Below are 25,096 nucleotides of genomic sequence, written 5' to 3'. Positions count from 1 at the left end.
CGTGGCGGACGACGTCTACCCCTACGACGCGGCGCTCTACGACCGCTCGTTCCTCAACTGCTACCAGCGGCAGGGCGCGGTGATGCTCGCCGAGCGGGTGCCGGACCTCCCGGAGCTGTTCCACCGGTGCCTGATCAGCACCGACGCCGTCCTCGAGCACGTGGTCCGCGCAGGCGTCCCGAAGTACGACTTCCCGAACGACCTGCTCGACCCGGACGCCCTCGGGCGCCTCGGCGTGACGCGCGAGTACGTGCCCTTCGAGACGTTCGGGGAGGCCCGTCCGACGGTGCTCGCGGCGATCGGGGACGTCGGGTACGCCATCGCCTTCATCGACGTGTTCTACCTGCCCCACACCCCGGAGTACCGGCGCGACCACGTCGTCCACACGATCACCCTCGTCGACCACGACGCCGCGGCCGACCGGTGGTCGGTGCTCGACGACAACCGGGCCAGCGTCCTCTGCCGCTACGAGTACTCCGGGCAGATCGTCGCGGACGCCTACGACAACGGGCGCCTGCGGCACGTCAGCTGGTTCCGGTCGGGCCCCTACGACGCGGCGGACGCCGCCCGGGGCAGCGCCGTCGCCTTCGCCGAGCTCCTCGCCGGCTTCTCCGACAGCCGGCGCCTGCTGCGCGAGGTGGCCGACCTCGCGACCGATCCGTGGCGGACCCCCGCCCGCGTGTACGACCTCCTCTACGACGCCTTCGCCCTGCTCGAGGGCTCGCGCACCTGCCTGGGCACCTACCTGGACCGTCACCCGGAGCACGAGGCCGCCCGGGCGCCCGTCGCCGATCTGGTGGCCCGCTACCGGGACGTCCGCAACAACCTCATGGTCGGGCGGGCGACCGGGCGCGTCGACGTCGCGCGCCTCGGCGACCGTTGCGCGGAGCTGGGCGCCGCGGAGGACGCGCTCCTCGCCACCCTGCGGACCGCCGTGCCGCTCCGGGCCACGTCGTGAGCGTCGTCCCCCGCCTCGTGGTCGTCGGGCACGACGCGGCCGGGAACAGCACCGTGGAGCGGGACGAACACCCCGAACCGCTCACCGTGCGCGCCTTCCCGGGTCAGGAGTTCCGGCTCCTGTGGGGCAGCCGGGACGGCGGCGCCGTGGTCGGGCCGGCCGCCCCCGGCCCCTCGACGCTGCCGTTCTTCGCCGGGACCGGCGGGTCGCGGCTCATGCTCGTGACCTTCCCGGCGTCCGACGCCACCACGACGCCGCCGACGGACCCGGAGAGCGCCGCCGAGGTCGCCGCGCGGCTGCCCGGTCTCGCGGAGGTGTTCGACCCCGACGACCCCACGGGGATGCACACCACGGACACCCTGGACTACGGCGTCTGCCTCGCCGGCACCCTGACGCTGGTCCTCGACGACGGGCGCGAGGTCGACCTGCACCCGGGGACCTGCGTCGTCCAGCAGGGCACGCGGCACGCCTGGCGCAACGACGGCCCGGGGCCCGCGCTCATGTGCTTCGTGGGGATCGGTGCGACGCGTGCGGGATGACGGTCTGCTGGTGGTGGTCGCCACCGGACCCCGGCTCTACCGCGAGTACCTGTTGCGGTCGCTGTCCGAGCACCGCCGCGTGCACCTCGTGACCGACCGCGCGCCGGACTGGGAGTGCCGGTACGTGGACGACGCCACGGTGCTCCCGCTCGACGGTCCGGACGCCGTGACCACCGCCCTGCGCGGCCTCGTCGCCCGGCACGTCGTGCGCGGGGTGCTGACCTGGTCCGAGGCCCGGGTCGTCGCGACCGCCGCCGCGGCGGACGCCCTGCAGCTGCCCGGACCGGGTCTCCGGGCCGCCGTGAACTGCCGGGACAAGGCCCGGACGCGCGCCGCCCTCGCGGCGCGGGGGGTTCCTCAGCCCGCGTCCGTCCCGGTCACCGGACCGGCCCAGGCGCGCGCGGCCGCGCAGCGCCTCGGGTATCCGGTCGTGGTCAAGCCGCGGGGAGGCGCCGCCAGCGACGGGGTCGCCGTCGTCCGCGACGCCGACGAGCTGGAGGTGCACCTCCCGGCGAGCGACGGCGTGACCGCGCCGGACCTGCCGGCCACCGACGCCACGGTGCTGGTGGAGGAGTTCGTGCGCGGGCCGGAGATCAGCGTGGACGCCGTCGTCCGCTCCGGGCGGGTCCACCCCGTGTACCTGGCGCACAAGGAGATCGGGTACGCGCCGCACTTCGAGGAGACGGGCCACGTCGTGCAGGGTCGGGACCCGCTCCTGTCCGACCCGGTGCTGCGCTCGGTCCTCGACGAGGCGCACGCCGCGCTGGGCTTCCGCGACGGCTGGACCCACACCGAGCTGCGGCTCTCCGACACCGGCCCGCGGGTCATCGAGGTCAACGCCCGTCTCGGCGGTGACCTCATCCCCCACCTCGGGGAGCGCGCGTCGGGCATCGCGGCCGGTCCGCTCGCGGCGGCCGCCGCCTGCGGCGAGGACCTCGAGCTCCCCGTCGTGCCCGGCGGGGCCACCGACCGGTGGGCGGCCGTCCGCTTCGCCTACCCGCCGGGGTCCGACGCGTTGCTGGAGTCGGTCGAGGTCGACGAGGGCGCCGTCCCGGCCGGCGTCGACCTGGTCATGCCCCTCGTCCCGGCCGGGGTCCGGATGTCGCCGCCGTCCGGGGCCGTGATGGACGGGCGGGTCGCTCTGGCGATCGGGGTCGCCGACTCCCGGACGGCCTGCCTCGACGCCGTCGACGGAGGGCTGGCGGCCGTGCGCTGCCGCTGGGGCGCCTGACCTCCGACACGGCGCCCGGTCAGAACCACCGCCCGGTCAGAACCGCCGCGCCCGGTCAGAACCACCGCCCGGTCAGAACCGCCGCGCCCGCCGCATCCGGGCGGGCCGCTCGACGAGGCTCCGCACCCAGTCGCCCACGCTGTAGTCGATGCCGGCGAGCAGGGCGGGCAGCCGCAGTGCCGGACCCCGACCCCGGCTGGCGCGCGCCAGCTGGATGCGGTGCCACCCCGCGCCGACCGCCGCACCGAGCAGCGCCCGCACCGGGACCGGGCCGCCCAGGCGCGGAGCCGGTCGGTCGAGGGTGTCGACCTCCCCGCGGACGAAGCGGCCGGCCAGGTCGGGTCGCACGGCGAGCGGCCGCCCGACGCCGACGGCGTCGCACACGCCCGACCCGATCGCCTCGTCCACCTCCCGCCGCGACCGGAACCCCCCGGTGAGCACCACCGGGACGTCGACCTCCTTCGACAGGGCCGCCGCGGAGTTCCAGAACGGCGACTCGTGCTCCCCCGCCAGGTCACCCCCGGATGCGTCCAGGCCCACCATCGCGGGCTTCTCGTAGTTGCCGCCGGAGACCTCCAGCAGGTCCACGCCCTCGTCGTCGAGCCACCCGCCGAGCGTCACGAGCTCGTCGTCGTCGCGGGCGTCGAGCTTGACCGCGACGATCGCCGACTCCGGCAGCGCCCGGCGCACGCCCGCGACGATCCCGAGCAGGAACCGGGCCCGGCCGGTCAGCGAGCCGCCGTAGGGATCGGTGCGCCGGTTGGTCTCCGGGTCGAGGAAGCTCGAGAGCAGGTAGCCGTGCGCGGCGTGCACCTCGACACCCGCGAACCCGGCGTCGACCACCCGGCGGGCGACCTCGACGAACCGCTCCTGCAGGTCGGCGATCTCCACGACCGAGAGCGCCCGCGGCCGCGCGTAGGCGCCGCCGAGCGCCACCGCCGGTCCCGACGACGGCCCCACGGGATGCGGGTTGACGTAGCGGGTGGTCTGGCGCCCCGGGTGCGAGAGCTGCACGATCGTCGGCACCGCGCTCGCGGCGTCCGCCCACCGGCGCAGCGCGGCGTCGTCGGTCCAGGAGTCGACGACGACGTTGCGCGCCCGCTCCAGGTGCGCGCGGTCCACCATGACGTTGCCCGTGATCACCAGACCCGGCCCGCCGGCCGCGGCGTCGCGGTAGAGCCGGTCGTGGCGCGGCGACGGGTCGCCGTGCCGGTCGGCGATGCTCTCGGTCATCGCCGCGCGCACCAGGCGGTTCGGCAGCACCGCGCCGCACGGCAGCGCGAGGGGCTCGGAGAGGCTCACACCGGTCCTAACCGGCCGTCGACGGAAAACGGTGCGCCCTCGTCCCGGTGGGCCGGGCCCGCGGCGATGCAGCTCACCGCGTGCGCACGGTCACGTCCCGGTCACCACGGGCCCCCGGTCGGGCAACCTCCGAGGTCAGCCGGGTTCGACGAGGTGCCCGGAGCCCCTGCAGTCGTCGTCCACCACCGACGGCCCGATTGCCGGAGGTGGCCGATGTTCGGCACCTGCTCGTTCTGCTCCGCCGCCCGTCCCGGACGGCTCTCGCCCGTCCCGCACCGCGCGGACTGCCCGACCGATCCCGCTGCGCCACGGCGCCTCGACCGCGACGAGGCCGTGCTGTGGCGCCACCCGGACCTCGTCGACCTCGATCTGGCGTGCGCCTTCTGGTGGCCGGCCGCCTGACCCCCGCGACGCGACCGGCTCACCCCCGCGCGCCGACGACCTCCGACAGCCGCGCCGCCGCGAGCTCGCGCACCAGGAAGCGCTGCACCTTGCCGGTCGCGGTGCGGGGCACGGCGTCGATCTCCAGGACGTGGCGGGGCTTCTTGAACGACGCCAGGCCCTCCCGGCACCACGCGATGAGGGCCTCGGCGTCGAGGACCGCGCCCTCCGCCGGGACCACGCAGGCGACGGTCCGGTCCAGGCCGTCGTCGTCGGGAACGCCCACGACGACCACCTCGGCGACCGACGGGTGGAGCACCAGACGCTCCTCCACCTCCATCGGCGTCACCCAGATCCCGCCGACCTTGAGGACGTCGTCGGTCCGCCCCAGGCACTGGTAGGTGCCGTCGGGGTTGCGGACGTAGGTGTCGCCCGTCCGCATCCACTCGCCCTCGAACACGCGGCGGTTGACGTCGGTGCGGCACCAGTAGCCGGTGCACAGCGAGTCGGCCCGCAGGTAGAGCGTGCCCTTCTCGCCGTCTGCGACCACGGTGCCGTCGTCGTCGCGGATCTCCACCTCGTAGCCGGGCACCGGCACGCCGGACGTGCCCGGCGCGACCTCGCCGGGGCGGTTGGAGAGGTAGATGTGCAGCGCCTCGGTGGACCCGATCCCGTCGAGCACCTCGACCCCGAAGCGGTCCCGCATCCCCAGCACCATGCGCGGGGGCAGGGCCTCCCCCGCGCTGACGCCCTGCCGGACGCGGGCGAACACGGAGTCGGGCAGGTCGGAGGCGAGCAGCGGCCCGTACACCGACGGGCTGCCGAAGAACAGGGTCACCGGGTGCTCGGTGAGTACCGACGCGATCGCCGCCGGGGACGGGCGGCCCGGCGAGAGCACCGCCGAGGCCCCCACCGACATCGGGAAGAACATCGAGTTCCCGATGCCGTAGGCGAAGAACAGTTTCGGCACCGAGAAGCACACGTCGTCGGGCCGGATGCGCAGCACCTGCGCGGCGTAGGTCTCGCAGACCGTGCGGAGGTCGGCGTGCCGGTGCATCGCGGCCTTCGGCGTGCCCGTCGTCCCCGAGGTGTAGAGCCACAGCGCCGGCGACTCGTCCCACGTGGCGTAGAGCCCGTCGTCGAACCCGAAGCCGGTCGCCGCGAGGTCGGTCCAGTCGCGGGTGCGGACGGGATAGCCGTCCATCGGCGCGTCGTCGTCGACCGGGACCCCCGCCGGCGTGACGACGACGTCGGTCAGGTCGTGCGCCCCGTTCTCGACGGCGAGGCGGGTCGCCTCCCGCGTGACCGACCCGAACTCCGGCGAGCAGATCAGCACGGCGGCGCGCGAGTCGATGACGAGCTTCGCGAGCTCGGGCCCGCGCAGCATCGTCGACACCGGGACGGCGACCGCCCCGATCCGCATCGCCGCGAGGATCGCCGTGAACAGCTCGACGCCGTCCGAGCAGCACATCACCACCCGCTGCTCGGGTCGCACGCCGAGTCCGCGCAGGCCGGCCGCGACCGTGCGCACCTCGGCCGCGACCTCGGCGTACGTCAGCTCCCGCACGCCCCCGGGCGTCAGGGCCCGGACGGCGACCCTGGACCCCCTATCAGGAAGGTGCCGGTCGAGCAGGTAGTGCGACGCGTTGAACTGCTGGTGGTGGGACAGCACGACAACCGCCCTTGCTCCGTGGCCGACTAGTGGAAGTGCACGTACTCGAAGTCGACGGGCTTGTCGTTGATCCCCGTCGACGGCGGGGCGATCCAGCTCGCGATCTTCCCGGGCTCGAGGACCGGGTGCATGAGGCTGCGGACGTGGGTCTTGTCGAGCTCGGTGGGCAGCCACGCGTCCTTGCGGGCGTTCCAGTCGGACTCGGAGACGACCTTGCCGTCCGGGGTGATGTGGGCGCCCGCGAAGGCGCCGACCTGCCGGTTGAACCCGACGTGGGGCAGGTACAGCTCGGCGTCGATCCCGGCCTTCGCCAGGATGCGGTTCCAGCGCTTGAGGCCCGTCTTGCAGTCGTTGATGTACTCGTGGCGCAGGTCCTGGTTCAGCGCGAGCAGCGCCGGGACCTCGTTGCGGGTGATCTGCCCGTCGCGGAAGGCGTCGACGTGGCCGGCGTCGTCGGCGAGCAGGTGGTCGTCGGCGCGGCGCTCCTCCTGCCAGCGGCCCTTGATGCCGGCGGTGAAGTAGTTCGCGGCGTTGGTCGAGGACTCGTTGCCGAACAGGTCCAGCGACACGGTGTAGTGGAAGTTGATGTACTTCTGGATCATCGTCAGCGGGATGCCGCCGGCGCCGGCGACCTCCTCGGTGTCGTGGGTCTGCATGAGCTCAGCGGTGCGCCGGACCACGCGGTCGATGCCGGTGGTGCCCACGAACATGTGGTGGGCCTCCTCCTTGAGCATGAACTCGCAGGTCCGGCTCAGCGGGTCGAAGCCCGACTCCTTCAGCGTGCCGAGCTGGTACTTGCCGTCCCGGTCGGTGAAGTAGGTGAACATGTAGAACGACAGCCAGTCCGGGGTCTCCTCGTTGAAGGCCCCGAGGATGCGCGGCGAGTCGTCCGAGCCGGAGTTGCGGGCCAGCAGCTGGTCGGCCTCCTCGCGCCCGGCCCGGCCGAAGTAGGCGTGCAGCAGGTAGACCATCGCCCAGAGGTGACGGCCCTCCTCGACGTTGACCTGGAACAGGTTGCGCATGTCGTAGAGCGACGGCGCGGTGGCGCCGAGGAAGCGCTGCTGCTCGACGGACGCGGGCTCGGTGTCGCCCTGGATGACGATGAGGCGCTGCAGGTCGGCGCGGTACTCGCCGGGGACCTCCTGCCAGACCGGCTCGCCCTTGTGCTCGCCGAAGGCGATCGTGCGGTCGGGGTCGTGCTCGGAGAGGAAGACGCCCCAGCGGTACTCGTTCATGGGGACGTGGTCGAAATGCGCCCAGCCGTCCCGGCCGACGTCGACCGCGGTGCGCAGGTAGACGTCCTTGGTGTCGACGGCGGGGCCCATGTCGCCCCACCAGTCGAGGAAGTTCGGCTGCCAGCGCTCGAGGGCCCGCTGGAGCTTGCGGTCGCCGGCGAGGTCGACGTTGTTCGGGATCTTGGCGTCGAAGTCGATCTTCGGACGGGCGCTCGTCATCTCACACTCGCTTCTGGTCGAAGTCGGCCTTGCGGCCGGTGCCGTACTTGCGCAGCGCGCCCTCGGGGCCGCTCGCATTGGGCCGGATGAAGATCCAGTTCTGCCAGGCCGTGAGGCGGCCGAAGATCCGGGTCTCCATGGTCTCGGGGCCGACGAACCGGTGGTTCGCCTCCATGCCGGTCAAGGCGTCGGGGCTCAGCGAGGCCCGCTCCTCGAGCAGGATGCGGATCTCGTCGGTCCAGTCGATGTCGTCGGGGGCGTCGGTGACGAGGCCCGCGTCGTCGGCATCGGCACCCGTGAGGGGCTCGTCGCGCGGGATCCCGTCCAGCGACTCGCCGTAGAACCGGGACTCCAGCCGCGAGAGCCCGTTCCCCATCGGGAACGTGCCGAACTGCGCCTGCGTGACGACGAGCGTGGCCGGCTCGGTCGCGGCGGCACCGCTGGGCAGCGTCGCGTCCTCGGCCTCCTCGAAGGTGCCCTCGAGCATGTACTGCCGGTCGCAGGCCAGGGCCAGCTCGAGGAACGGCCCGGCGAAGCAGCTGCCCGGCTCGATCAGCGCGATGAGGCTGCGGCTGGTGACGTCGAGCCGCTTGAGCGTGCGCTTGAGGAACCGGGTGGTCTCGGCGACGAGCCAGTCGTCCTGGTGCTCGGCGATCAGCCGGTCGGCGGCGAGCGCGGCGTCGACGGTGCCCTCGGTGAGGATCAGCCACGTGCCGATCTCGAGCTCGTTGGTGCGCAGCCGCAGGATGGCGTCGTCGAGCTCGCGGACGATCGCGAGGAGCGGGTGCTGCGCGCCCTGGTCGTGGAGCTGCTGCGGGTCGTCGGTGAGCGTGTCGGGCACCGCGACGACGAGCGTGGCCGTCCGGGCGTCCCGGTCGATCGTGGCGCGCACGTGGTCGTAGGTGATCGCGTCGTCGGTGACGGTGCGCTGCAGCGGGGTGAGGGCCACGCCCTGCGCGTCGGCCGGCCGGTCGCCCCTGAGCTCCTGGGCGCGCTCGGCGACGACCCGGTCCCACTCGCGGCGGGCGACGGCCTCGTCGACGAGCTTCCACTCGACGGCCTTGCGCCCGCCGAAGCCCTCGGACTTCGTCGCGAACACGTCGGCGCGGTCCTTGCGCACCCGGCGCTTGTCGATCACCCGGGTCAGCCCGCCGGTGCCGGGGAGCACGCCGAGCAGGGGGACCTCGGGGAGGCTGACCGCGCTCGACCGGTCGTCCACGAGCAGGATCCGCTCGCAGGCCAGGGCCATCTCGTAGCCGCCGCCGGCCGCGGTGCCGTTGAGCGCGGCGATCCAGGTCTGGCCGGCCGCCGACATGTCCTCGATGCCGTTGCGGGTCTCGTTGGTGAACTTGCAGAAGTTCACCTTCCACGGGTGGCTCGACCCGGCCAGCATCCGGATGTTCGCGCCGGCGCAGAAGTTCGAGTCCTTGCCGCTGGTCAGCACGATGCTGCGGACCTGCGGGTGCTCGAAGCGCAGCCGCTGCGTGAGGTCGTGGAGCTCGATGTCGACGCCGAGGTCGTACGAGTTCAGCTTCAGCTCGTAGCCCGGGACCAGGCCGCCGGCCTCGTCGACGTCGAGGTAGACCGTCGCGGTGTCGCCGTCGACGGTGAAGCGCCAGTGCCGGTAGCGGTCCGGGCTCGTGTCGAAGTCGACGTGCGGGACCCGCTCGGGAGCAGCGGTCGCGTTGACCGGCTCGTCCAGGACCGTCACCGTGGGACCTCCCCCTTGTCGTCTGGACCACATTCTACGACGCTGTGACGCAGTGGGGAAGACCCGTAGACAGTCATGGAGGTGGTCGACGGTGGGCGAGTGGACGTGGACGGCGGAGCCGACGCCGGTGTGGGACGCCACGAAGGCCGACGCCTTCTCCCCCGCCGGGCCTGCCCTGCACGGGCTCGGCTCGCCGTCCGAGGGCGACGCCCTGGGCGACGCGTGGTGGCAGGTCTCGACCACCGACGGCTCGATCGCGGGGTACGGGCGACTCGACGACACCTGGGGCGACGCCGAGGTCCTCGTCGCCGTGGTCCCGGCCTTCCGCGGACACGGGGTGGGGTCGTGGGCGATGAACAAGCTCGCCGAGGAGGCCGCGGCCCGCTCGTTGAACTACGTCTACAACGTGGTCCCGGTGAACCACCCCGACCGCGAGGGCGTGCAGGCCTGGCTCGCCGGCCAGGGGTTCGACGCGCGCGACACCGGGGAGCTGCGCCGGCGCGTGCGCGTCACCGACACGGCGGTGACGCCCTCCTCCTGACCGGACGAACGGGCCGTTCATCACGGTCTTGCGTGACGGACGGCCCGCTCGTTCCTGTCCCGGGGCTCACATCGTCCGCGCCCCGTCGATCGCCTCGCGCAGGAAGTCGGCGTGCCCGGCGTGCTGGGCGGTCTCCGCGACGATGTGCATCGCCACCCGCCGCACCGACCTCGTCGCGCCGGGGGTGAACCACGGCGCCTTTGGGAGCGGCCACGACACGTCGAGGTCGGCCGTCGCGACGTAGGCGTCGGTCTCGTCGGCGACCTTCGCGTAGTACGCCAGCATGCCGTCGAGCGTCTCGTCGCCGAGCAGGTTGAACTCGTCGTGGCGCATGTCCCCGGACGCGATCCGTTCCTGGATCACCGGGTCGGTCATGTCCACGTCCGGCCACTCCATCGGCATCGCCGACGGCCCGTGCTTCGCGAACTCCAGCCAGCCCGCCTCCGTCTGCGCGACGTGCTTGACGAGGCCCGCCAGGTTGAGCAGCGAGAACGTCGTCCGGGTCCGCGCCTGCTCCTCGGTGAGCCCCTGCAGCGTCTGCAGGAACAGGGCGCGGTGCATCGTCAGGGTCTCGACGAGATCGCGCCGCTCACCGGTCAGGGTGCTCGGGTCGGTGCTCATGGACGGTTCCTCCCTGGTCGTCGCTGGTGGGAGAACCGTAGCGACGGAGGCGGCCGGTTCCGGTCCTCCTTCCCGACGACGGGTCACGGCGCCAGCCGGACCGCCGAGACGCCGCGGGAGGTCGGGAGGAAGAGCGCGTTGCCGCTGACCGCCGGGGTCGCGAAGCGGGTCGCGTCCCCGACCGACAGCGTCGCGCGCTGCGTCCCCGTCGCCGCGTCGAGCCCGATCAGCGCGCCGTCCTGCTGGAGCGACCACACCGTGCTGCCGACGACGACCGGCGACCCCGTCACCTGGGCGGGCGCCCGCCAGCCGGCGGCCAACGCCCCGTCGGGACCGACGCGCACCTGCAGCAGACCGGAGCTGCACGGCAGATAGGCCACCGCTCCCCCGCCCTGCACCGGGGCGGCCGCCCCACCGCCATAGGACTCGCAGCCCTGCAGCGCGGCCTTCTGCCCGCCGACGCCACCGAGCCCGGACAGGTCGACGAGGAACACCCCGCCGCCCTTCCCGGCTGCGACCGCCAGGTGCGTCCCCGGGAGGAGCACCGGACCGGTCGACCCGAGGTCGGCGTCGACCGAGTTCTCCTGCGCCCAGTCGACGGGAGCGAACCCGTCGACGAGCGCCAGGGACGACGAGAGCCGCAGCACCGAGTCGCTGTGGTCCCAGTCCCCGGACGTCGCCTCGCCGTTGCCCGTGGTGACGACGACGTCGCCGTTGGGCAGGCCGGCCGGACCCGACGCGGCCCAGATGCCCGCCTCGCGCCCGGTCGGGACCACGAACGTCGTCGCCGCGCCGCCACCCGTCGTCGGGAGCCCGACGACGCTCCCGCGGTACTGCCCGCAGTCGCCGTAGTTGCCGCCGTAGGGGACGTAGACGGTGCCGCGCGAGACGAGGAGGGCGCCGCGCTGGAGATGCGTGGCCGGGTCGACGCCGGGCACGTCGGCGTCGCGGCGGCTCCGGACCGCACCGTTCGCCGGATCCACGGCGTAGAGCTCGTGGCGCACGCCGGCCTCGGTGGTCGCGACGAAGACCTGATCGGTGGCCGGGTCGAACGCCGGCGACCCGGTGATGCCGATCGGGTCGATGTTCCCGCACGGCAGGGCGGACCCGGGCAACGGGTCGGCCAGGTGGGTCCGCCACCGCACCGCCCCGCTCACCGCGTCGAGGCCGTAGACCGACCCGCCCTCGGTCGCGGCGACGACCTCCCCGGCCACGACGACGGGGCTCCCGTAGACCTTCCCGTCGAGCGGGGTCTGCCACGCCAGCGCCGGCGACGACGGGTCGGGGCCGGACGCGACGTAGCCGTCGCGGGCGGCGTCCCCGTGGTAGGTCGTCCAGTCCGCCCCCGGCCGTACTCCGCCGGACGGCGCCGCGGTGACGGGTGCCGCGCCGGAGATCGGTGGCAGCACCAGCCCCGCCCCGGACGCCGGCACCTCCGGCGCGGGGTAGGGCGCGACCGTCGCCGGGGCCGGGGCCGGGGCCGGGGCAGGCGGTGAGCCGGTGGAGCACCCGGCCAGCACCGACACCGCTGCGAGGGCGACACCCAGCCGCCGTCCGAGGCTCATCACGAACGGAGATCGTGCTCCGATCGCGCGCAACCCGCCGTCCGGGGCCCGGTCAGCCGCCCAGCACCGCCGCGACCTGCTCCGTCGAGTGCGGCGAAGTGCGTCACTGGTGGCGCATTCCGCTGCACTCCGGGCTCGCGCTGGAGATCCGATGGATCCGTGGACGCCGGGGCACCGTCAGAACCCACGTGAGCCTCGACGAGAAGCGTCTGCATCGGACCGTGCGTGACCAGGACGGCGCCATCACCCTCGGCCAGGCGCTGGAGTGCGGCTACAGCCACACGACCGTGCGCCGCAAGGTGGCGGCCGGCGAGTGGACACGGCTCGCCCACCGGGTCTACCTGCTCGGGTCGCACCGCCGGACGCCTGCCGTCCTCGTCCGGGCCGCCCTGCTCTCACTGGGCGGGGACGCCGTCCTGGTGGGCCCGGCAGCCGCATGGTGGCACGGGCTGATCGATCGCTGCCCGGACGTCATCGACGTCGCGGTCGCTCCCAGACACCAGCACCGGGCACGACCGGGCGTCCGCATCGTGCGGCGGGTCGTGCCCCGCGCGGCGAGCGACACGAAGCGTGGTGTCCGGGTGACCACGGTCCCGCACACCGTGCTCGACACGGCGGCGGCGCTGGGCCGGGTCGAGGGCGCGCGGGTCATGGACACGGCGCTGCAGCGCCGGATGGTCGCGCTCCCCATCCTCGAGCGGCTCCACGAGGCCCGACCGCGACGACGAGGACGGCCGGTGGTCACCCGGCTGCTGGCCCTCGCCGCGGGCGGAGCGGTCTCGGAGGCCGAACGGCGGGCGCACCGCACCATGACGGCGGAGGGCATCCGGGGGTGGACCGCGAACCTCGAGCTGGACCTCCCCGGGTTCGGACGGGCGGTCGCCGACGTGGCGTTCCGGCGCGAGAAGGTCATCGTGGAGATCGACGGCTGGGCCTACCACCGCGATCTGCGCGCCTTCCTCCACGACGCGCGGCGCCAGAACGCCCTCGCGGCCGCCGGATGGACCGTGATCCGCACCAACTGGTACGAGCTGACCGGCTCGCCGGAGGTGTTCATCGACGGCCTTCGTCAGGTCCTCGCCGCGCGCTCCTGATCGTGAGTGCGGCGGAGTGCGTCACCGGTGACGCAGGATGCCGCACTCCACGATCAGCCGCCCAGCACCTCAGCCGCCCAGCACCGCCAGCTGCACGGCCGCGACCTGCTCCCCCAGCACCCGCGGGCTCGACGGCCCGTCGGCGTGGAACCACTTGTAGGCCCAGTTGGCGGCGCCGAGGCAGGTGTTGACGTACACCTTCGGCGGCATCGGCAGCACCGTGCCGCTCGCGGCCAGGTGCGCCTCGACCGCCTCGAGCACCACCGCCTCGAAGGCGCGCCGCCGCTCCAGGACGGGCCACGCGAGCTCGGGCGGGAGCTCGGACTCCTCCTCGAAGCAGATCTTCAGCAGGTCCCGGTGCTCGCAGGTGTAGGCCACCCGCTCGACGATGAGGTCGCGCACCGCGTCCAGCGGGGTCGGGGCCGCCGCCACGATCGCGCGGGCCGACGCCAGGCTCTCGTCGAGGACCTGCTCGTAGATCTGGACCAGCAGATCCTGCTTCGTGCGCACGTAGTGGTACAGCGTCGGCTTGGACAACCCGACCCCGGCGGCGACGTCGTTCATCGAGGTCGCGCGGTATCCCTGCCGGCTGAACACCCCGACGGCCGCCGCGAGGATGCGCTGTCGCTGCTCCTCCGCTCGGGAGCCGTTCGCTCGCGGTGTCACATCCACCGACCCTAGACGGTTGACCTCGACCTGTGAGCCAGCCTACTTTCGTCCGACCGGTCGGTCGAAGTGCGGAGATGCAGCGTGGCGTTCGAGCTCGACGAGGTGCACGAGGACTTCCGCGCGGCGGTCCGCCGCTTCACCGACGAACGGATCCGTCCCGTCGTCGTGGAGTCCGAGAGCCAGGGCCACCCGCCGGAGGGGCTCTGGAAGGAGATGGGCGCCGCCGGACTGCTCGGCCTGCTGACTCCGGCCGAGTTCGGCGGGTCCGCGGGCGAGGGCGGCGAGAACACCGCCGTCACCGTCCTCGCCGAGGAGCTCGCCCGGGCGTGCGGCGGGATCGCGGTCGGCGCCCTCGTCAGCGCCTACATGGCCGGTCCGCACCTCGTGCGCCACGGCACCCCGCAGCAGCGCCAGGACTGGGTCGAGCGCATCGCGACGGGCACGGCGATCGCATCCATCGCGGTGACCGAGCCCGGGGCCGGGTCGGACGTCGCGGGCATCACGACGAAGGCGGTCCGCACCGAGACCGGCTGGCGGATCGACGGCCGCAAGATGTACATCACCAACGCCGGCATCGCCGACGTCCTGGTGATCGGGGCCCGTACGGAGGCCACCGGTCACCGCGGGATCACCACGTTCGTCGTCCCCGCCGACACGCCGGGCCTGTCGGTCGGGCAGCCGCTGCGCAAGCTCGGCTGGCACTCCTCGGACACCCGCGAGGTGGTCCTCGACGGTGTCGAGGTGCCGGCCGACGCCGTGCTCGGCGCCGAGAACCGCGGCTTCTACCAGATCATGGCGGCGTTCCAGCTCGAGCGCGTCGTGCTGGCCGCGATGGGCCTCGGCCACGCGGCCGAGGCGCTGACCATGGTCACCGAGTACGTGAAGGGCCGGGAGGTCGCCGGCGCCCCCCTGACCCACCTGCAGACGATCCGCCACCGCATCGCGGCCGCGGAGGTCGAGCTCGAGGCCGCCCGCGCGCTGACCTACCAGGCCGCCGACCGCCTCGACCGTGATCACCCGGAGGCCGGCCGCTCGGTGGCGGCCGCGAAGTACTTCGCCGCGAAGGTCGCCGACCACGTCGTGGACGAGGCGCTGCAGCTCTTCGGCGGCGCCGGCTACCTCGAGGAGACGCCGATCGTGCGGCACGAGCGCGACGTCCGGATCCTGCGTATCGGCGGCGGCACCGACGAGATCCAGCTGGAGATCCTCTCGAAGCGGCTGATCCCGTGACGGGCACGACGAACGGGCTCCGTCCGCCGAGGGAGGTGTCGGCGCCCGTCCCCCCTGGGGCGCCGGCACCTCCCTCGGCGGACGACATCCTCGCCGCGGCGGAGCGCGCGCTCCGGGGCGGCGACACCAGCCGCTACCCGGGCACGCTCACCGCACGGGAGCGGTTGGCGGTGCTGCTCGACGAGGGCACCTTCGTCGAGGACGGCCTGCTCGCCGGTCCCCTGCCGGCCGACGGGGTGGTCACCGGGGTCGGCATGATCGAGGGCCGCCCGGTCGCCGTGATCGCGCACGACTTCGGGGTCAAGGCCGGCTCGTGGGGGCAGCAGACCTGCGAGAAGCAGATCCGCATCCTCGAGCGCGCCGACCGGGACCTGCTGCCGGTGTTCTACCTCGTGGACTCCGCGGGCGGCCGGCTCACCGAGCAGATGGGCTTCTTCCCGGGGCGGCGCGGGGCGAGCGCGATCTTCCGCCTGCAGGTGGCGCTGTCGGGCCGGGTCCCCCAGATCTGCTGCCTGCACGGACCGTCCGCGGCCGGTGGCGCGTACATGCCGGCCTTCACCGACTGGGTCGGCATGGTCGAGGGCCGCGCGTCGATGTTCCTCGCCTCCCCGCGGGTGGCCGAGAAGGTCACCGGCGAGCGCACCACCGAGGAGGAGATGGGCGGCGCGCGCATGCACGCCGAGGTCTCCGGCTGCGGCGACTCCGTGTTCGACGAGGACTGGCAGGCCGTCGCCGCCGCCCGGCTCCTGTTCTCCTACCTGCCGAGCGACTGGACCGCGCGGCCCGCCGTCGCCGAGGCCCGGGCGCCCGAGCAGGACGACTGGGACGGCCTGATCCCCGCCGACCCCGTCACCGGGTACGACGTGACCGAGGTGATCGACCGCCTCGTCGACGCCGGCTCGTTCTTCGAGATCAAGCCCGACTGGGCGCCCGAGATCGTGGTGGGGCTCGCCCGCCTCGAGGGCCGCGTGGTCGGTCTGATCGCCAACCAGCCGAGCGTGCGGTCCGGGGCCATCCACGTCGACTCCGCCGACAAGGCCGCCCGCTTCGTCTCCTGGTGCGACGCCTTCAACGTCCCCCTGGTGTTCCTCCAGGACGTCCCGGGCTTCATGGTCGGCGTCGCGGTCGAGCGGCAGGGCATCATCCGGCACGGCGCGAAGCTGATCGCCGCCATGAGCTCGGCCGAGGTGCCGAAGTTCTCGGTGATCCTGCGCAAGGCCTACGCCGCGGGCTTCTACGCGATGTGCGCCCCCGGCTTCGAGCCCCGGGCCACCATCGCCCTGCCCAGCGCGTTCATCGGCGCGATGGGGCCCGAGGCCTCGGTCAACGCCGTGTACGCGCGCAAGATCGCCGACATCACCGACGAGGCCGAGCGCGAGGCCTTCGTCGCGGCGCGGGTCGAGGAACACCGCGCCGAGATCAACCTGCTCCGGATGGGTTCCGACCTCGTCATCGACACCGTCGTGCCGCCGGAGGGGCTCCGCACGGAGCTCGCCGTCCGACTCCGCCACGCCGACGGGTGGACCCGGTCCGCGCCCCGTCGGCACCACATCGTCAGCCCCGTCTGATCCCCATCCCAGGAGGAGCCGGTCATGGACGACTCGCTCGGTGCCCTGATCGCCGCACCACGGATCCCGCTCCGCGAGGAGCAGCGCTCACCCCGGTACGTGGAGGAGATCGCGCACGCCCGCGCCCTGCACGACGCCGATCCCGACGACTACTGGGCCTGGGTCGCCGAGCAGCACCGCTGGATGCGGCCCTGGGAGACCGTCCGCACCGGTGAACTCGGCGACTTCCGCTACTTCGACGGCGGCCTGATCAACGTCGCGGACAACTGCGTGGACCGGTGGGCCGAGTCCGTCCCCGACCGACCCGCCGTCGTGTGGGAGGGCGAGCCCGGCGACTCCCGCACGGTGACCTACGCCGAGCTGGCCGACGAGGTCTCGCGGCTCGGCGCGGGCCTGGCTGCCCTCGGGGTGGGACGCGGCGACGTCGTCGCGATCTACATGCCGAACCTCGTCGAGGCGTTCACGGCCATCCACGCCTGCAACCGGATCGGCGCGATCTACACCGTGCTGTTCTCCGGCTTCGGCCGCGACGCCGTGGCCTCGCGGCTCGCGTCCGCCCGCGCGAAGGTCGTCGTCGTCGCCGACGCCATCTACCGCCGCGGCAAGCCGGTGCCGCTGCTCGACACGCTGCGCGACGCCCGGCCCGACGCGCCGACGCTCGAGCACGTCGTCGTCGTCGACCGCACCGGGAACGGCGTCCCGCTGCAGGACGGCGAGACGAGCTACGCCGACCTCGTCGAGGCCCACCCCGAGGGCAGCGAGCTGGTCGCCCTCGACCCGAACGAGCCGGCGTTCCTCATCTTCACCTCCGGCACCGAGTCGAAGCCCAAGGGCGTGGTGCACTCCGTCGGCGGGTTCCTGCTGGGCACCTGGGCGAACGCGCACTGGCAGACCGCGATCACCGACGACGACGTCTATTGGGTCGCCGCGGACGTCGGTTGGCTGACGTTCCCCATCCAGGCCGTGATCGGCGGGCTCGCGAACGGCGCCACGATCGCCTGCTACGAGGGCGCGCTGGACACGCCGTCGACCGCGCGGTTCTACGAGGTCTGCGAGAAGCACGCCGTGACGAAGGTGCTGTGCGCGCCGACGGTCCTGCGGATGCTGCGCAAGTTCGGCGACTCGCTGGCCCACGAGCACCCCCTCCCCCGGCTCGCCCTCATCACGGTGCAGGGCGAACCGCTCGACGGCGAGACGTTCACCTGGGCCACCGGGACGCTCGGGGTGCCCGTGGTCAACGCCTACGGCCAGACCGAGACGGGCTCGACGTGGACCTATCCGGTCGCGGGCGTCGACGACCTGAAGGCGGGGTCGGCCGGCACCACCCTGCCCGGGCACGCGTGCGAGGTCGTCGACGACGACGGGCACCCGGTGCCCGCGGGCACGAAGGGCAACCTGGTCATGACCCGGCCCTTCCCGACGCTGGCCCGCACGGTCTGGGACGACCACGACCGCTACCTGTCGACCTACTTCTCCCGCTTCCCCGGCCGCTACGCCACCAACGACGAGGCCGTCGTCGACCACGACGGGCACCTCTGGGTGCTCGGCCGCGCCGACGACGTCATCAACGTCGCCGCCCACCGCCTCTCGACGATGGAGATCGAGGCCGTGGTGGGCTCGCACCCGCGTGTCGTCGAGGCGGCCGTCGTCGGGATCCCGGACGACACCAAGGGCACGGTGCCGGTCGCCTTCGTGACGACGACGGGTGCGGCCGAGGACGTCGCCCGCGAGGTCGTCGCGCTCGTCGGCGACACCATCGGCGGCCTCGCCCGCCCCGACCGCGTGATCGTCACCGCCGCGATGCCGAAGACCCGCACGGGCAAGATCATGCGACGGTTGATGCGCGAGGTGCTGCTGCACGGGGAGGCCCGCAGCGACACCTCCGCGCTGGAGGACCCGTCGTCGCTGGACGTGCTGAGGGAGGCCGTGCGCTCGTGAGTGGACTGTGGTTCGAGGACCTGAAGCCGGGGCTCGTCGTCGAGCACGCGACCCGGCGGACGGTCACCGAGACCGACAACGTGCTGTTCACGACGATGACGATGAACCCGGCACCGCTGCACCTCGACCACGACTACGCGTCGCGGACCGAGTTCGGGCGCCCGCTGGTCAACAGCATGTTCACCCTCGCGCTGGTCGTCGGCCTGAGCGTGCCGGAGCTGACCCTCGGCACGATCGTCGCGCAGCTCGGCCTCACCGACGCCGCCTTCCCGAAGCCGGTGTTCCACGGCGACACGGTGCGGGTCTCGACGGAGGTGGTCGAGGCCCGCGAGTCGCGCTCCCGGGCCGACGCGGGCATCGTGATCTTCGCCCACCGCGCGCAGAACCAGCGCGACGAGACCGTCTGCACCGTGCGACGGACGGGCCTGATGCACCGGAGGCCCTCGTCGTGAACGTCCCGCGGTCGCTGCTCTTCGTCCCCGGCGGTCGCGCGGACATGATCGCGAAGGCCCCGCGCTCGTCCCCGGACGCGATCGCCGTCGACCTCGAGGACGCCGTCGCCGCCGACGACAAGGTCGCCGCGCGCCGGACGGCCACGGAGAACCTCCCCGACGCCGGATCGCTCGTCCTGGTGCGGGTCAACCCGCCCGCGACGCCGTGGCACGACGACGACGTCGAGGCCGTCGCCGCCACGGCGGCGGGGGTCGTGCTGCCGAAGTACGAGGACCCGGCCCAGCTGCGGGACCTGCGGAGGACCATCGGTGACCGGCCCGTCGTCGTCGGGATCGAGACCGCCCGCGGGGTGGCGCGCGCCCGCGATCTGCTCGACGGCGCGGACGTCACCGCGGCCTACTTCGGCGCCGAGGACTACATCGCCTCGATCGGCGGGCGCCGGACGCCGTCGAGCCACGAGGTGCTCTTCGCCCGCTCCGAGGTCCTGCTCGCGGCCCGCCTGGCGGGCGTGGGCGCCCTGGACCAGGCGGTGGTGAACGTTCGGGACGCCGAGGGCTTCCGCCGCGACGCGGGCGAGGGCCGCGACCTCGGCTACGACGGCAAGATCTGCATCCACCCGACGCAGGTGACGCTCGCGCACGAGGTGTTCACCCCGTCCGAGGAGGAGGTGGCGCACGCGCGCGACGTCGTCGAGGCGGGGCGCAGCGGCGTCGGCGTGGTGAACGGCGAGATGGTCGACGACGTGCACCTGCGGATGGCGGCCGCGACCCTGCGGAAGGCAGGCGTGGAGGTGTGAGGCTGGGACTGATGCTCGCCACCGACACGGCGGACGTCCCCGGGGTCGCCCGGTGGGCCGAGGACGTCGGGTTCGACCTCGTCGCGAGCGGCGAGCACGTCCTGTTCGGCAGCCCCACGTCGAACGCGTTCGTCTCCCTGGCGGCCGCCGCTGCCGTGACGTCCCGGGTCCGGCTGCTCTCGGCGGTGACCCTCCTGCCGCTCTATCCGGCAGCCCTCGCCGCGAAGCTCGCGGTGTCGGTCGACCGGGTCTCGGACGGGCGCTTCGAGCTCGGCGTCGGGGTCGGCGGGGAGTTCCCGGCGGAGTTCGAGGCGGTCGGGGTCCCGGTGAGCGCGCGGGGCCGGCGGACCGACGAGGCGCTGCCGACGGTGCGCGCCTACCTGCGCGGGGACGCCGTGGCCGGGCACGCGCTGGACCCGCCGCCGGTGCGCCCCGTGCCCATCTGGATCGGCGGCCGCTCCGAGGCCTCGATGCGCCGCGCGGGGCGGGCGGGCGACGTGTGGATGCCCTACCTCTGCTCGCCGGACCGGGTCGCCCGCGGGCTGCGGGTGGTGAACGACGTCGCGGCCGAACAGGGCCGGGGACCGGTCGCGGGCGGGATGCTCGCGTGGTCGGCGGTGGCGTCGTCGCGAGCCGAGGCACGCGAGCTCGCCGTCCGGAGGTTGCGGGAGATCTACGGGCAGGACATGGACCGGATCGTCGACGCCTGCGTGCCGTACGGGACACCGGAGGACGTCGCCGCCCGGCTGCGGGAGTACGCCGACGCCGGCGCGGAGCACGTGCTCTACGGACCGCTGAACCCGGACCGGGAGCTGGGCGCCGACCTGTGCGCGGCGGTGGCGGCGCTCCGGTAGGTCAGGCGTGCTCGAGGGCGTCGCCGAACGCCGCGAGACTGCGCCACCGGTGGACGTGGCTGAGCACCCGGCCGACCCCGAGGACCGCCACGAGGGGCCACTCGAGCGCGCCGAGGGCCCCGAGCGCCACGAGCCCGCCGACGAAGGCCAGCTCGTCGACCGACGGCAGCGGCACCTCCCCGATGCCCGGGACCTCGACCCGCAGGGTGTGCACCTCCTGGGCCGCGCGCACGGCGGCGGACATGTCGGCCGGCGTCGAGCCGGCCGGGGCGGGGGTGGTCATCGGCGTGGTCGTCGGCGTGGTCACGAGCCGGACGGTAGCCCGGTCGGGGCATCCGGCGGCAGGGCCGGCGGCCGGTCACAGGAAGGCCACAGCACGGTCGGGGAGCGCGGGTGTGACCGGACGCACCGACGTACCAGATAGTAGGACTTCCGAGTAACCGAGGCCCCGGGTGACCGTGGACCCGACGTCCGCCCCCGACCGTCTCGCGAGGCACCCTCTTGGGTTCGATCAGCTCGATCAGCACCGGCCACCACGCCGCACTCCTCGGGCTGGGCGCCTACCGGCCCCACCGGGTGGTCACCAACGAGGAGGTGTGCGAACACCTCGAGGTCGACGCGGAGTGGGTGCATGCCCGCTCCGGCATCTCGACGCGGCGGATGGCCGGGCCCGAGGAGACCGTCGTCGCGATGGGCGCCGCGGCGGCCCGGGACGCGCTGGCGGCCGCCGGCGTCGCGCCGGCCGACGTGGCCGTGACGCTGGTCGCGACGATGTCGGCGGACACCGGGTGCCCGCAGGTCGGCACCCGGCTCGCGGCGGAGATCGGGGCCGTGAACGGCGCCGCGATGGACGTGGGCGCGGCGTGCGCGGGCTTCTGCTACGCGCTCGAGGTGGCGGCGTCGCTGGTCGACGCGGGCCACGGGGCGGTCCTCGTCGTCGGGGTGGAGCGGATGTCCGACATCGTCGAGCCGACCGACCGCTCCACGGCGTTCCTCTTCGGCGACGGCGCGGGGGCCGTGGTGGTCGGGCCGTCGACCGAGCCCGGGATCGGGCCGGCCGCGTGGGGCGCGGACGGGACCCAGGCGGGCCTGATCGCGCAGTCGGTGACCTGGGCGCAGGCCCGCGAGACCGGCGAGCGACCCGCCCTGCGCATGCAGGGCCCCACGGTGTTCCGGTGGGCGACGTCGCGGATGGTGCCGCTCGTGTTCGAGGCGCTGGAGAAGGCCGGGTGCAAACCCGAGCAGCTCGACGCCTTCGTCCCGCACCAGGCCAACGCGCGGATCACCGACGGCCTGGTGAAGGCGCTGGGGCTCCCCGACCACGTGACCGTGGCCCGCGACGTCGCGGTCACCGGCAACACCTCGGCGGCCTCCGTCCCGCTCGCCATGCACGAGGTCCTGACGACGGGTGCGGCCCGCCCCGGGGACCTCGCACTGCTGTGCGGATTCGGGGCGGGCCTGACGTTCGCGTCGCAGGTGGTGTGCCTCCCGGCCTGTGAGCACTGATCCGTGTCGGAGCGCGGACTACTACTCACACGACGAAGTCACCTGTGACCCGCGATCCCCCGCGGCTCGTAGGTCTCCGACAGCTCGGTGAGCTCGTGCTCGTCGAGCTGCAGGTCGACCGCGGCGATGCCCTCCTCGAGGTGCTCGATCTTCGTCGCGCCGATGATCGGGGCGTCGACGACGGGCTGGGCGAGCACCCACGCCAGCGCCACCTGCGCCCGGCTGACCCCGCGCTTGTCGGCGATCTCGGCGACCTTCTCCACGATGTGCCGGTCGGAGTCGCGGTAGAGCGTCTTGCCGAACTCGTCGGTGTCGCCGCGGGTGGTCGTCTCGTCCCAGTCGCGGGTGAGCTTCCCGCGCGCGAGGGGGCTCCACGGGATCGTCCCGATGCCCTCGTCGAGGCACAGCGGGTTCATCTCCCGCTCCTCCTCGCGGTAGAGCAGGTTGTAGTGGTTCTGCATCGTCACGAACCGGGCCCAGCCGTTCGCGTCCTGCAGGTGCAGCGCCTTGGCGAACTGCCACGCGAACATCGACGAGGCGCCGATGTAGCGCGCCTTCCCCGACTTCACGACGTCGTGCAACGCCTCGAGGGTCTCCTCCAGCGGCGTCTCGGGGTCGAACCGGTGGATCTGGTAGAGGTCCACGTAGTCCATGCCCAGCCGCCGCAGCGAGTGGTCGATCCCGGTCATGATCGCCTTGCGCGAGAGGCCGGCGCCGTTCGGGCCGGAGCGCATCCGGTTGAACACCTTCGTCGCGACGACGATCTCGTCGCGGTCGGCCATCTCGTTCAGCCAGCGACCGGTGATCTCCTCCGACGTCCCCTGCGAGTAGACGTCGGCGGTGTCGAAGAAGTTGATCCCGGCCTCGAGCGCGCCCGAGAAGAACGGCTTCGCCTCGTCCTCGGGCAGCGCCCACTTCCAGCGGTCGTTCGGCACGCCGTAGCTCATGGTGCCGAGGCAGATGCGGGAGACGTCCAGGCCGGTCGACCCGAGTTTCGTGTACTCCATGTCCCCGGTCTACCCGCGGGCGCGAGCCGCGGCACCCGTCGTCTCCGAAGGCGCCGGATAACGCACGAACGGCACTTTCGCAGCATCTATGTGCGCGAAAGTGCCATTCGTACGGATCAGGGGCCGCTCACTCCTGGTGGTGCGACGGCGCCAGCTTGTAGACGGGCGTGTCGATCCCCTCCTGGCGGGCCTTGAGCTGCAGCGCCAGGTAGAGCGAGTAGTGCCGCGACTGGTGGAGGTTCCCGCCGTGGAACCACAGGTTCCGCTGCTGAGTGGGCTTCCACATGTTGCGCTGCTCGCCCTCCCACGGGCCCGGGTCCTTCGTGGTGTCGGAGCCCAGGCCCCACACCTTCCCGACCCGCCCGGCCATCTCCTCGCCGATGATGTCGGCGACCGAGGTGATCATCGAGCGGTACCCGGTGGCGAGGACGACGAGGTCGGCCTCGAGCTCGGTGCCGTCGGCCAGCTTCACGCCGGTCTCCGTGAACTCCTGCACCTGTCCGTTGACCAGCTTGACCTTGCCGTCGGCCACGAGCTGCGCGGCACCCACGTCGATGTAGTAGCCCGAGCCGCGGCGCAGGTACTTCATGAACAGGCCCGAGTCGTCGTCGCCGAAGTCGAGGTCGAAGCCGGCGGCCCGGAGCTGGTCGTAGAACTCCTGGTCGCGGACCTTCGCCTCGTCGTAGGCGGGCCGCTGGAAGTCGGCCATGATCCGGTACGGCAGGGACGCGAACACGAGGTCGGCGGTCCGGGTGGTGATGCCGCTCCTCACGGCCTCCTCGGAGTACAGCCCGCCGAGGGCGAGCTCCATGAGGGTGTCCGACTTGATGATGTGCGTGGAGCTCCGCTGCACCATCGTGATGTCGGCGCCGGCCTCCCAGGCCGCCCCGCAGATGTCGAACGCGGAGTTGTTGGACCCGATGACGACGATCTTCTTGTCCTCGTAGCCCGCGGGCCCGGGGTGCTCCGACGAGTGCTGGATGACGCCCCGGAACGTCTCCATGCCGGGGAACTCGGGCTTGTTCGGCTTGCCCGAGACACCCATCGCGAAGACGAGCTGCGCGGGTCGGAGCACGACCTCCTCGGGCCCGTTGCCGCGGTCGCGCTGCACCGTGACGGTCCAGCGGCCCTCGGCGTCGTCGAACACGGCGGACTCCGCCGTCGTCGAGCCCCAGTAGTTGACCTCCATGACCCGCGTGTACATCTCGAGCCAGTCGCCGATCTTGTCCTTCGGCGCGAAGACCGGCCAGTTGTCCGGGAACGGGAGGTAGGGCAGGTGGTCGTACCAGACCGGGTCGTGCAGGGCGAGGCTCTTGTAGCGCTTGCGCCAGGAGTCGCCGGGGCGCTCGTTGCGCTCGACGACGATCGTCGGGACGCCGAGCTGGCGCAGCCGCGCCGCGAGGGCGATGCCGCCCTGCCCGCCGCCGATGATGACGACCTCGGGCTGGCGGGTGTAGCCGAGTTCCTCGGCCTCGGCCTCCCGCGACTCCTTCCACGTCACGCGGTCGGGGTTCGCGCCGTGCTCGGTGCCGAAGGGGCGCCGTTCGCGCTGGTTCTCCTCGTGACCCTTGAGCTCGTCGAGCGAGGTCAGCAGCGTCCAGGCCTTCCCGTCCTTCAGCCGGACGTGCCCGGTCCCCCGGCCGACCGCGGTCTCGAAGGTCAGCCACGCCTCGTCGACGCCGTCGGCCGAGGTCGGTTCGCCGTCGACGGCGACGTTCGTCGGGTCGATCCGGTCGAGGACGCTGCCCAGCAGGTCGGCGACCTCGTCCTTGCCCTCGACCGTCGCGATGTTCCAGGTGAAGGACACCAGGTCACGCCAGTAGCACTCGTCGGCGAACAGCGACGTCGCGGCGCTGACGTCGCGCGCGGTCAGGGCGTCCTGGAACGCCGACACCCATGCCCCCACGCGGTCGGCCACCTCGCTCCCGGGGCGATCCAGGGTCTGCGTCACGCGGCACCTCTTCTCGTTGGCCAGTGGTGAGGTGACCACGGTCACGCGCGAGGCC

General features: G+C 73.2%; 23 protein-coding genes. 13 read left to right on the top strand and 10 right to left on the bottom strand.

Going from position 1 to position 25,096, the window contains the following annotated elements; all coding sequences use genetic code 11:
* Position 1: 1 nt before the first annotated feature.
* Genes QSK00_RS07485 through QSK00_RS07475 form a run of 3 tightly spaced genes read left to right on the top strand, consistent with a single transcriptional unit; the run spans position 2 to position 2,728 of the window.
* A complete protein-coding gene (locus tag QSK00_RS07485; protein ID WP_285589129.1) occupies positions 2-958 on the top strand; it encodes a hypothetical protein in 957 nt (318 codons plus the stop codon).
* Positions 955-1,497 (top strand): cupin domain-containing protein, encoded by a 543-nt coding sequence (locus QSK00_RS07480; protein ID WP_285589127.1) that lies wholly within the window; start codon positions 955-957, stop codon positions 1,495-1,497. The genes QSK00_RS07485 and QSK00_RS07480 overlap by 4 nt, the downstream gene beginning before the upstream one ends.
* Positions 1,487-2,728 carry an ATP-grasp domain-containing protein gene (locus QSK00_RS07475; RefSeq protein ID WP_285589124.1) on the top strand — a complete coding sequence of 414 codons (1,242 nt, stop codon included), beginning with the start codon at positions 1,487-1,489 and terminating at the stop codon, positions 2,726-2,728. Before QSK00_RS07480 ends, QSK00_RS07475 begins: the two co-directional genes overlap by 11 nt.
* A 72-nt stretch (positions 2,729-2,800) precedes the next feature.
* Here QSK00_RS07475 and QSK00_RS07470 read toward each other — a convergent pair whose 3' ends face one another.
* Positions 2,801-4,030, bottom strand: a complete 1,230-nt coding sequence (locus QSK00_RS07470; protein ID WP_285589122.1) for an oxidoreductase — start codon at positions 4,028-4,030, stop codon at positions 2,801-2,803.
* A 213-nt stretch (positions 4,031-4,243) separates the two neighbouring features.
* On the opposite strand from QSK00_RS07470, the gene QSK00_RS07465 reads away from it, so the two are divergent.
* Complete coding sequence (locus tag QSK00_RS07465; RefSeq protein WP_285589119.1) at positions 4,244-4,432, top strand: hypothetical protein; 189 nt, start codon at positions 4,244-4,246, stop codon at positions 4,430-4,432.
* Positions 4,433-4,451: 19 nt separating this feature from the next.
* Here the strand turns inward: QSK00_RS07465 and QSK00_RS07460 are convergent, their stop codons facing one another.
* The 3 genes from QSK00_RS07460 to boxC are packed head-to-tail and all read right to left on the bottom strand — an operon-like array spanning position 4,452 to position 9,248.
* On the bottom strand, positions 4,452-6,083 hold the full coding sequence (locus tag QSK00_RS07460; protein ID WP_285589117.1) for a benzoate-CoA ligase family protein: 1,632 nt from the start codon (positions 6,081-6,083) through the stop codon (positions 4,452-4,454).
* 26 nt (positions 6,084-6,109) lie between these two features.
* A complete protein-coding gene (gene boxB, locus QSK00_RS07455; RefSeq protein WP_285589114.1) occupies positions 6,110-7,537 on the bottom strand; it encodes a benzoyl-CoA 2,3-epoxidase subunit BoxB in 1,428 nt (475 codons plus the stop codon).
* Position 7,538: 1 nt separating this feature from the next.
* Positions 7,539-9,248 (bottom strand): 2,3-epoxybenzoyl-CoA dihydrolase, encoded by a 1,710-nt coding sequence (gene boxC, locus QSK00_RS07450; RefSeq protein ID WP_285589111.1) that lies wholly within the window; start codon positions 9,246-9,248, stop codon positions 7,539-7,541.
* 91 nt (positions 9,249-9,339) lie between these two features.
* On the opposite strand from boxC, the gene QSK00_RS07445 reads away from it, so the two are divergent.
* The gene (locus QSK00_RS07445) at positions 9,340-9,789 is read left to right on the top strand and encodes a GNAT family N-acetyltransferase (protein ID WP_285589108.1); all 450 of its coding nucleotides are present in this window, start codon (positions 9,340-9,342) and stop codon (positions 9,787-9,789) included.
* Between the two features lie 66 nt (positions 9,790-9,855).
* Here the strand turns inward: QSK00_RS07445 and QSK00_RS07440 are convergent, their stop codons facing one another.
* A complete protein-coding gene (locus QSK00_RS07440) occupies positions 9,856-10,410 on the bottom strand; it encodes a DinB family protein (RefSeq protein ID WP_285589107.1) in 555 nt (184 codons plus the stop codon).
* An 83-nt stretch (positions 10,411-10,493) separates the two neighbouring features.
* Positions 10,494-11,975, bottom strand: a complete 1,482-nt coding sequence (locus tag QSK00_RS07435; RefSeq protein WP_285589520.1) for an outer membrane protein assembly factor BamB family protein — start codon at positions 11,973-11,975, stop codon at positions 10,494-10,496.
* Between the two features lie 188 nt (positions 11,976-12,163).
* On the opposite strand from QSK00_RS07435, the gene QSK00_RS07430 reads away from it, so the two are divergent.
* Positions 12,164-13,069, top strand: a complete 906-nt coding sequence (locus QSK00_RS07430) for a DUF559 domain-containing protein (RefSeq protein WP_285589105.1) — start codon at positions 12,164-12,166, stop codon at positions 13,067-13,069.
* A 69-nt stretch (positions 13,070-13,138) separates the two neighbouring features.
* Here QSK00_RS07430 and QSK00_RS07425 read toward each other — a convergent pair whose 3' ends face one another.
* Entirely contained in the window at positions 13,139-13,735 is a 597-nt protein-coding gene (locus tag QSK00_RS07425) for a TetR/AcrR family transcriptional regulator (RefSeq protein ID WP_285589103.1), read from the bottom strand.
* An 84-nt stretch (positions 13,736-13,819) separates the two neighbouring features.
* Here QSK00_RS07425 and QSK00_RS07420 point away from each other — a divergent pair, with 84 nt between their 5' ends.
* From QSK00_RS07420 to QSK00_RS07395, 6 genes are read left to right on the top strand one after another with little or no spacing between them, the layout of a single operon-like run.
* A complete protein-coding gene (locus tag QSK00_RS07420; protein WP_285589100.1) occupies positions 13,820-14,968 on the top strand; it encodes an acyl-CoA dehydrogenase family protein in 1,149 nt (382 codons plus the stop codon).
* A gap of 35 nt (positions 14,969-15,003) precedes the next feature.
* Positions 15,004-16,536: an acyl-CoA carboxylase subunit beta gene (locus QSK00_RS07415; RefSeq protein ID WP_285589095.1), complete on the top strand. Its 1,533-nt coding sequence runs from the start codon at positions 15,004-15,006 to the stop codon at positions 16,534-16,536.
* 24 nt (positions 16,537-16,560) lie between these two features.
* The gene (locus QSK00_RS07410; RefSeq protein WP_285589080.1) at positions 16,561-18,474 is read left to right on the top strand and encodes an AMP-binding protein; all 1,914 of its coding nucleotides are present in this window, start codon (positions 16,561-16,563) and stop codon (positions 18,472-18,474) included.
* A complete protein-coding gene (locus QSK00_RS07405; protein WP_285589079.1) occupies positions 18,471-18,926 on the top strand; it encodes a MaoC family dehydratase in 456 nt (151 codons plus the stop codon). Before QSK00_RS07410 ends, QSK00_RS07405 begins: the two co-directional genes overlap by 4 nt.
* Positions 18,923-19,723: an HpcH/HpaI aldolase/citrate lyase family protein gene (locus QSK00_RS07400; RefSeq protein ID WP_285589078.1), complete on the top strand. Its 801-nt coding sequence runs from the start codon at positions 18,923-18,925 to the stop codon at positions 19,721-19,723. The genes QSK00_RS07405 and QSK00_RS07400 overlap by 4 nt, the downstream gene beginning before the upstream one ends.
* 11 nt (positions 19,724-19,734) lie before the next feature.
* Positions 19,735-20,577 carry an LLM class flavin-dependent oxidoreductase gene (locus QSK00_RS07395; RefSeq protein ID WP_285589076.1) on the top strand — a complete coding sequence of 281 codons (843 nt, stop codon included), beginning with the start codon at positions 19,735-19,737 and terminating at the stop codon, positions 20,575-20,577.
* A 1-nt stretch (position 20,578) separates the two neighbouring features.
* On the opposite strand, the gene QSK00_RS07390 is transcribed toward QSK00_RS07395, so the two are convergent.
* The gene (locus QSK00_RS07390) at positions 20,579-20,884 is read right to left on the bottom strand and encodes a hypothetical protein (protein ID WP_285589074.1); all 306 of its coding nucleotides are present in this window, start codon (positions 20,882-20,884) and stop codon (positions 20,579-20,581) included.
* Positions 20,885-21,078: 194 nt separating this feature from the next.
* Between QSK00_RS07390 and QSK00_RS07385 the strand changes: the two genes are divergently transcribed.
* A complete protein-coding gene (locus tag QSK00_RS07385; protein WP_285589073.1) occupies positions 21,079-22,083 on the top strand; it encodes a beta-ketoacyl-ACP synthase 3 in 1,005 nt (334 codons plus the stop codon).
* A gap of 38 nt (positions 22,084-22,121) precedes the next feature.
* Here QSK00_RS07385 and QSK00_RS07380 read toward each other — a convergent pair whose 3' ends face one another.
* Together QSK00_RS07380 and QSK00_RS07375 are read right to left on the bottom strand one after the other, a co-directional pair.
* Positions 22,122-23,090, bottom strand: coding sequence for an aldo/keto reductase (locus QSK00_RS07380; protein ID WP_285589071.1), 969 nt, complete (start codon positions 23,088-23,090; stop codon positions 22,122-22,124).
* Positions 23,091-23,217: 127 nt separating this feature from the next.
* Positions 23,218-25,041, bottom strand: a complete 1,824-nt coding sequence (locus QSK00_RS07375) for an NAD(P)/FAD-dependent oxidoreductase (protein WP_285589070.1) — start codon at positions 25,039-25,041, stop codon at positions 23,218-23,220.
* Positions 25,042-25,096 lie beyond the last annotated feature (55 nt).

Source organism: Actinomycetospora sp. NBRC 106378 (assembly GCF_030269685.1).
Taxonomy (GTDB): Bacteria; Actinomycetota; Actinomycetes; order Mycobacteriales; family Pseudonocardiaceae; genus Actinomycetospora.
The sequence above is the reverse complement of the archived record's forward strand: the minus strand, read 5'-3'. Positions and strand labels throughout refer to the sequence as shown.

Excerpts from the sequence above, each read along its gene's own strand:
- QSK00_RS07410 (WP_285589080.1), top strand. The coding sequence starts at position 16,561 with ATGGACGACTCGCTCGGTGCCCTGATCGCCGCACCACGGATCCCGCTC.
- QSK00_RS07395 (WP_285589076.1), top strand. The coding sequence starts at position 19,735 with ATGCTCGCCACCGACACGGCGGACGTCCCCGGGGTCGCCCGGTGGGCC.
- boxB (WP_285589114.1), bottom strand. The coding sequence starts at position 7,537 with ATGACGAGCGCCCGTCCGAAGATCGACTTCGACGCCAAGATCCCGAAC.
- QSK00_RS07465 (WP_285589119.1), top strand. The coding sequence starts at position 4,244 with ATGTTCGGCACCTGCTCGTTCTGCTCCGCCGCCCGTCCCGGACGGCTC.
- QSK00_RS07440 (WP_285589107.1), bottom strand. The coding sequence starts at position 10,410 with ATGAGCACCGACCCGAGCACCCTGACCGGTGAGCGGCGCGATCTCGTC.
- QSK00_RS07380 (WP_285589071.1), bottom strand. The coding sequence starts at position 23,090 with ATGGAGTACACGAAACTCGGGTCGACCGGCCTGGACGTCTCCCGCATC.
- QSK00_RS07435 (WP_285589520.1), bottom strand. The coding sequence starts at position 11,975 with ATGAGCCTCGGACGGCGGCTGGGTGTCGCCCTCGCAGCGGTGTCGGTG.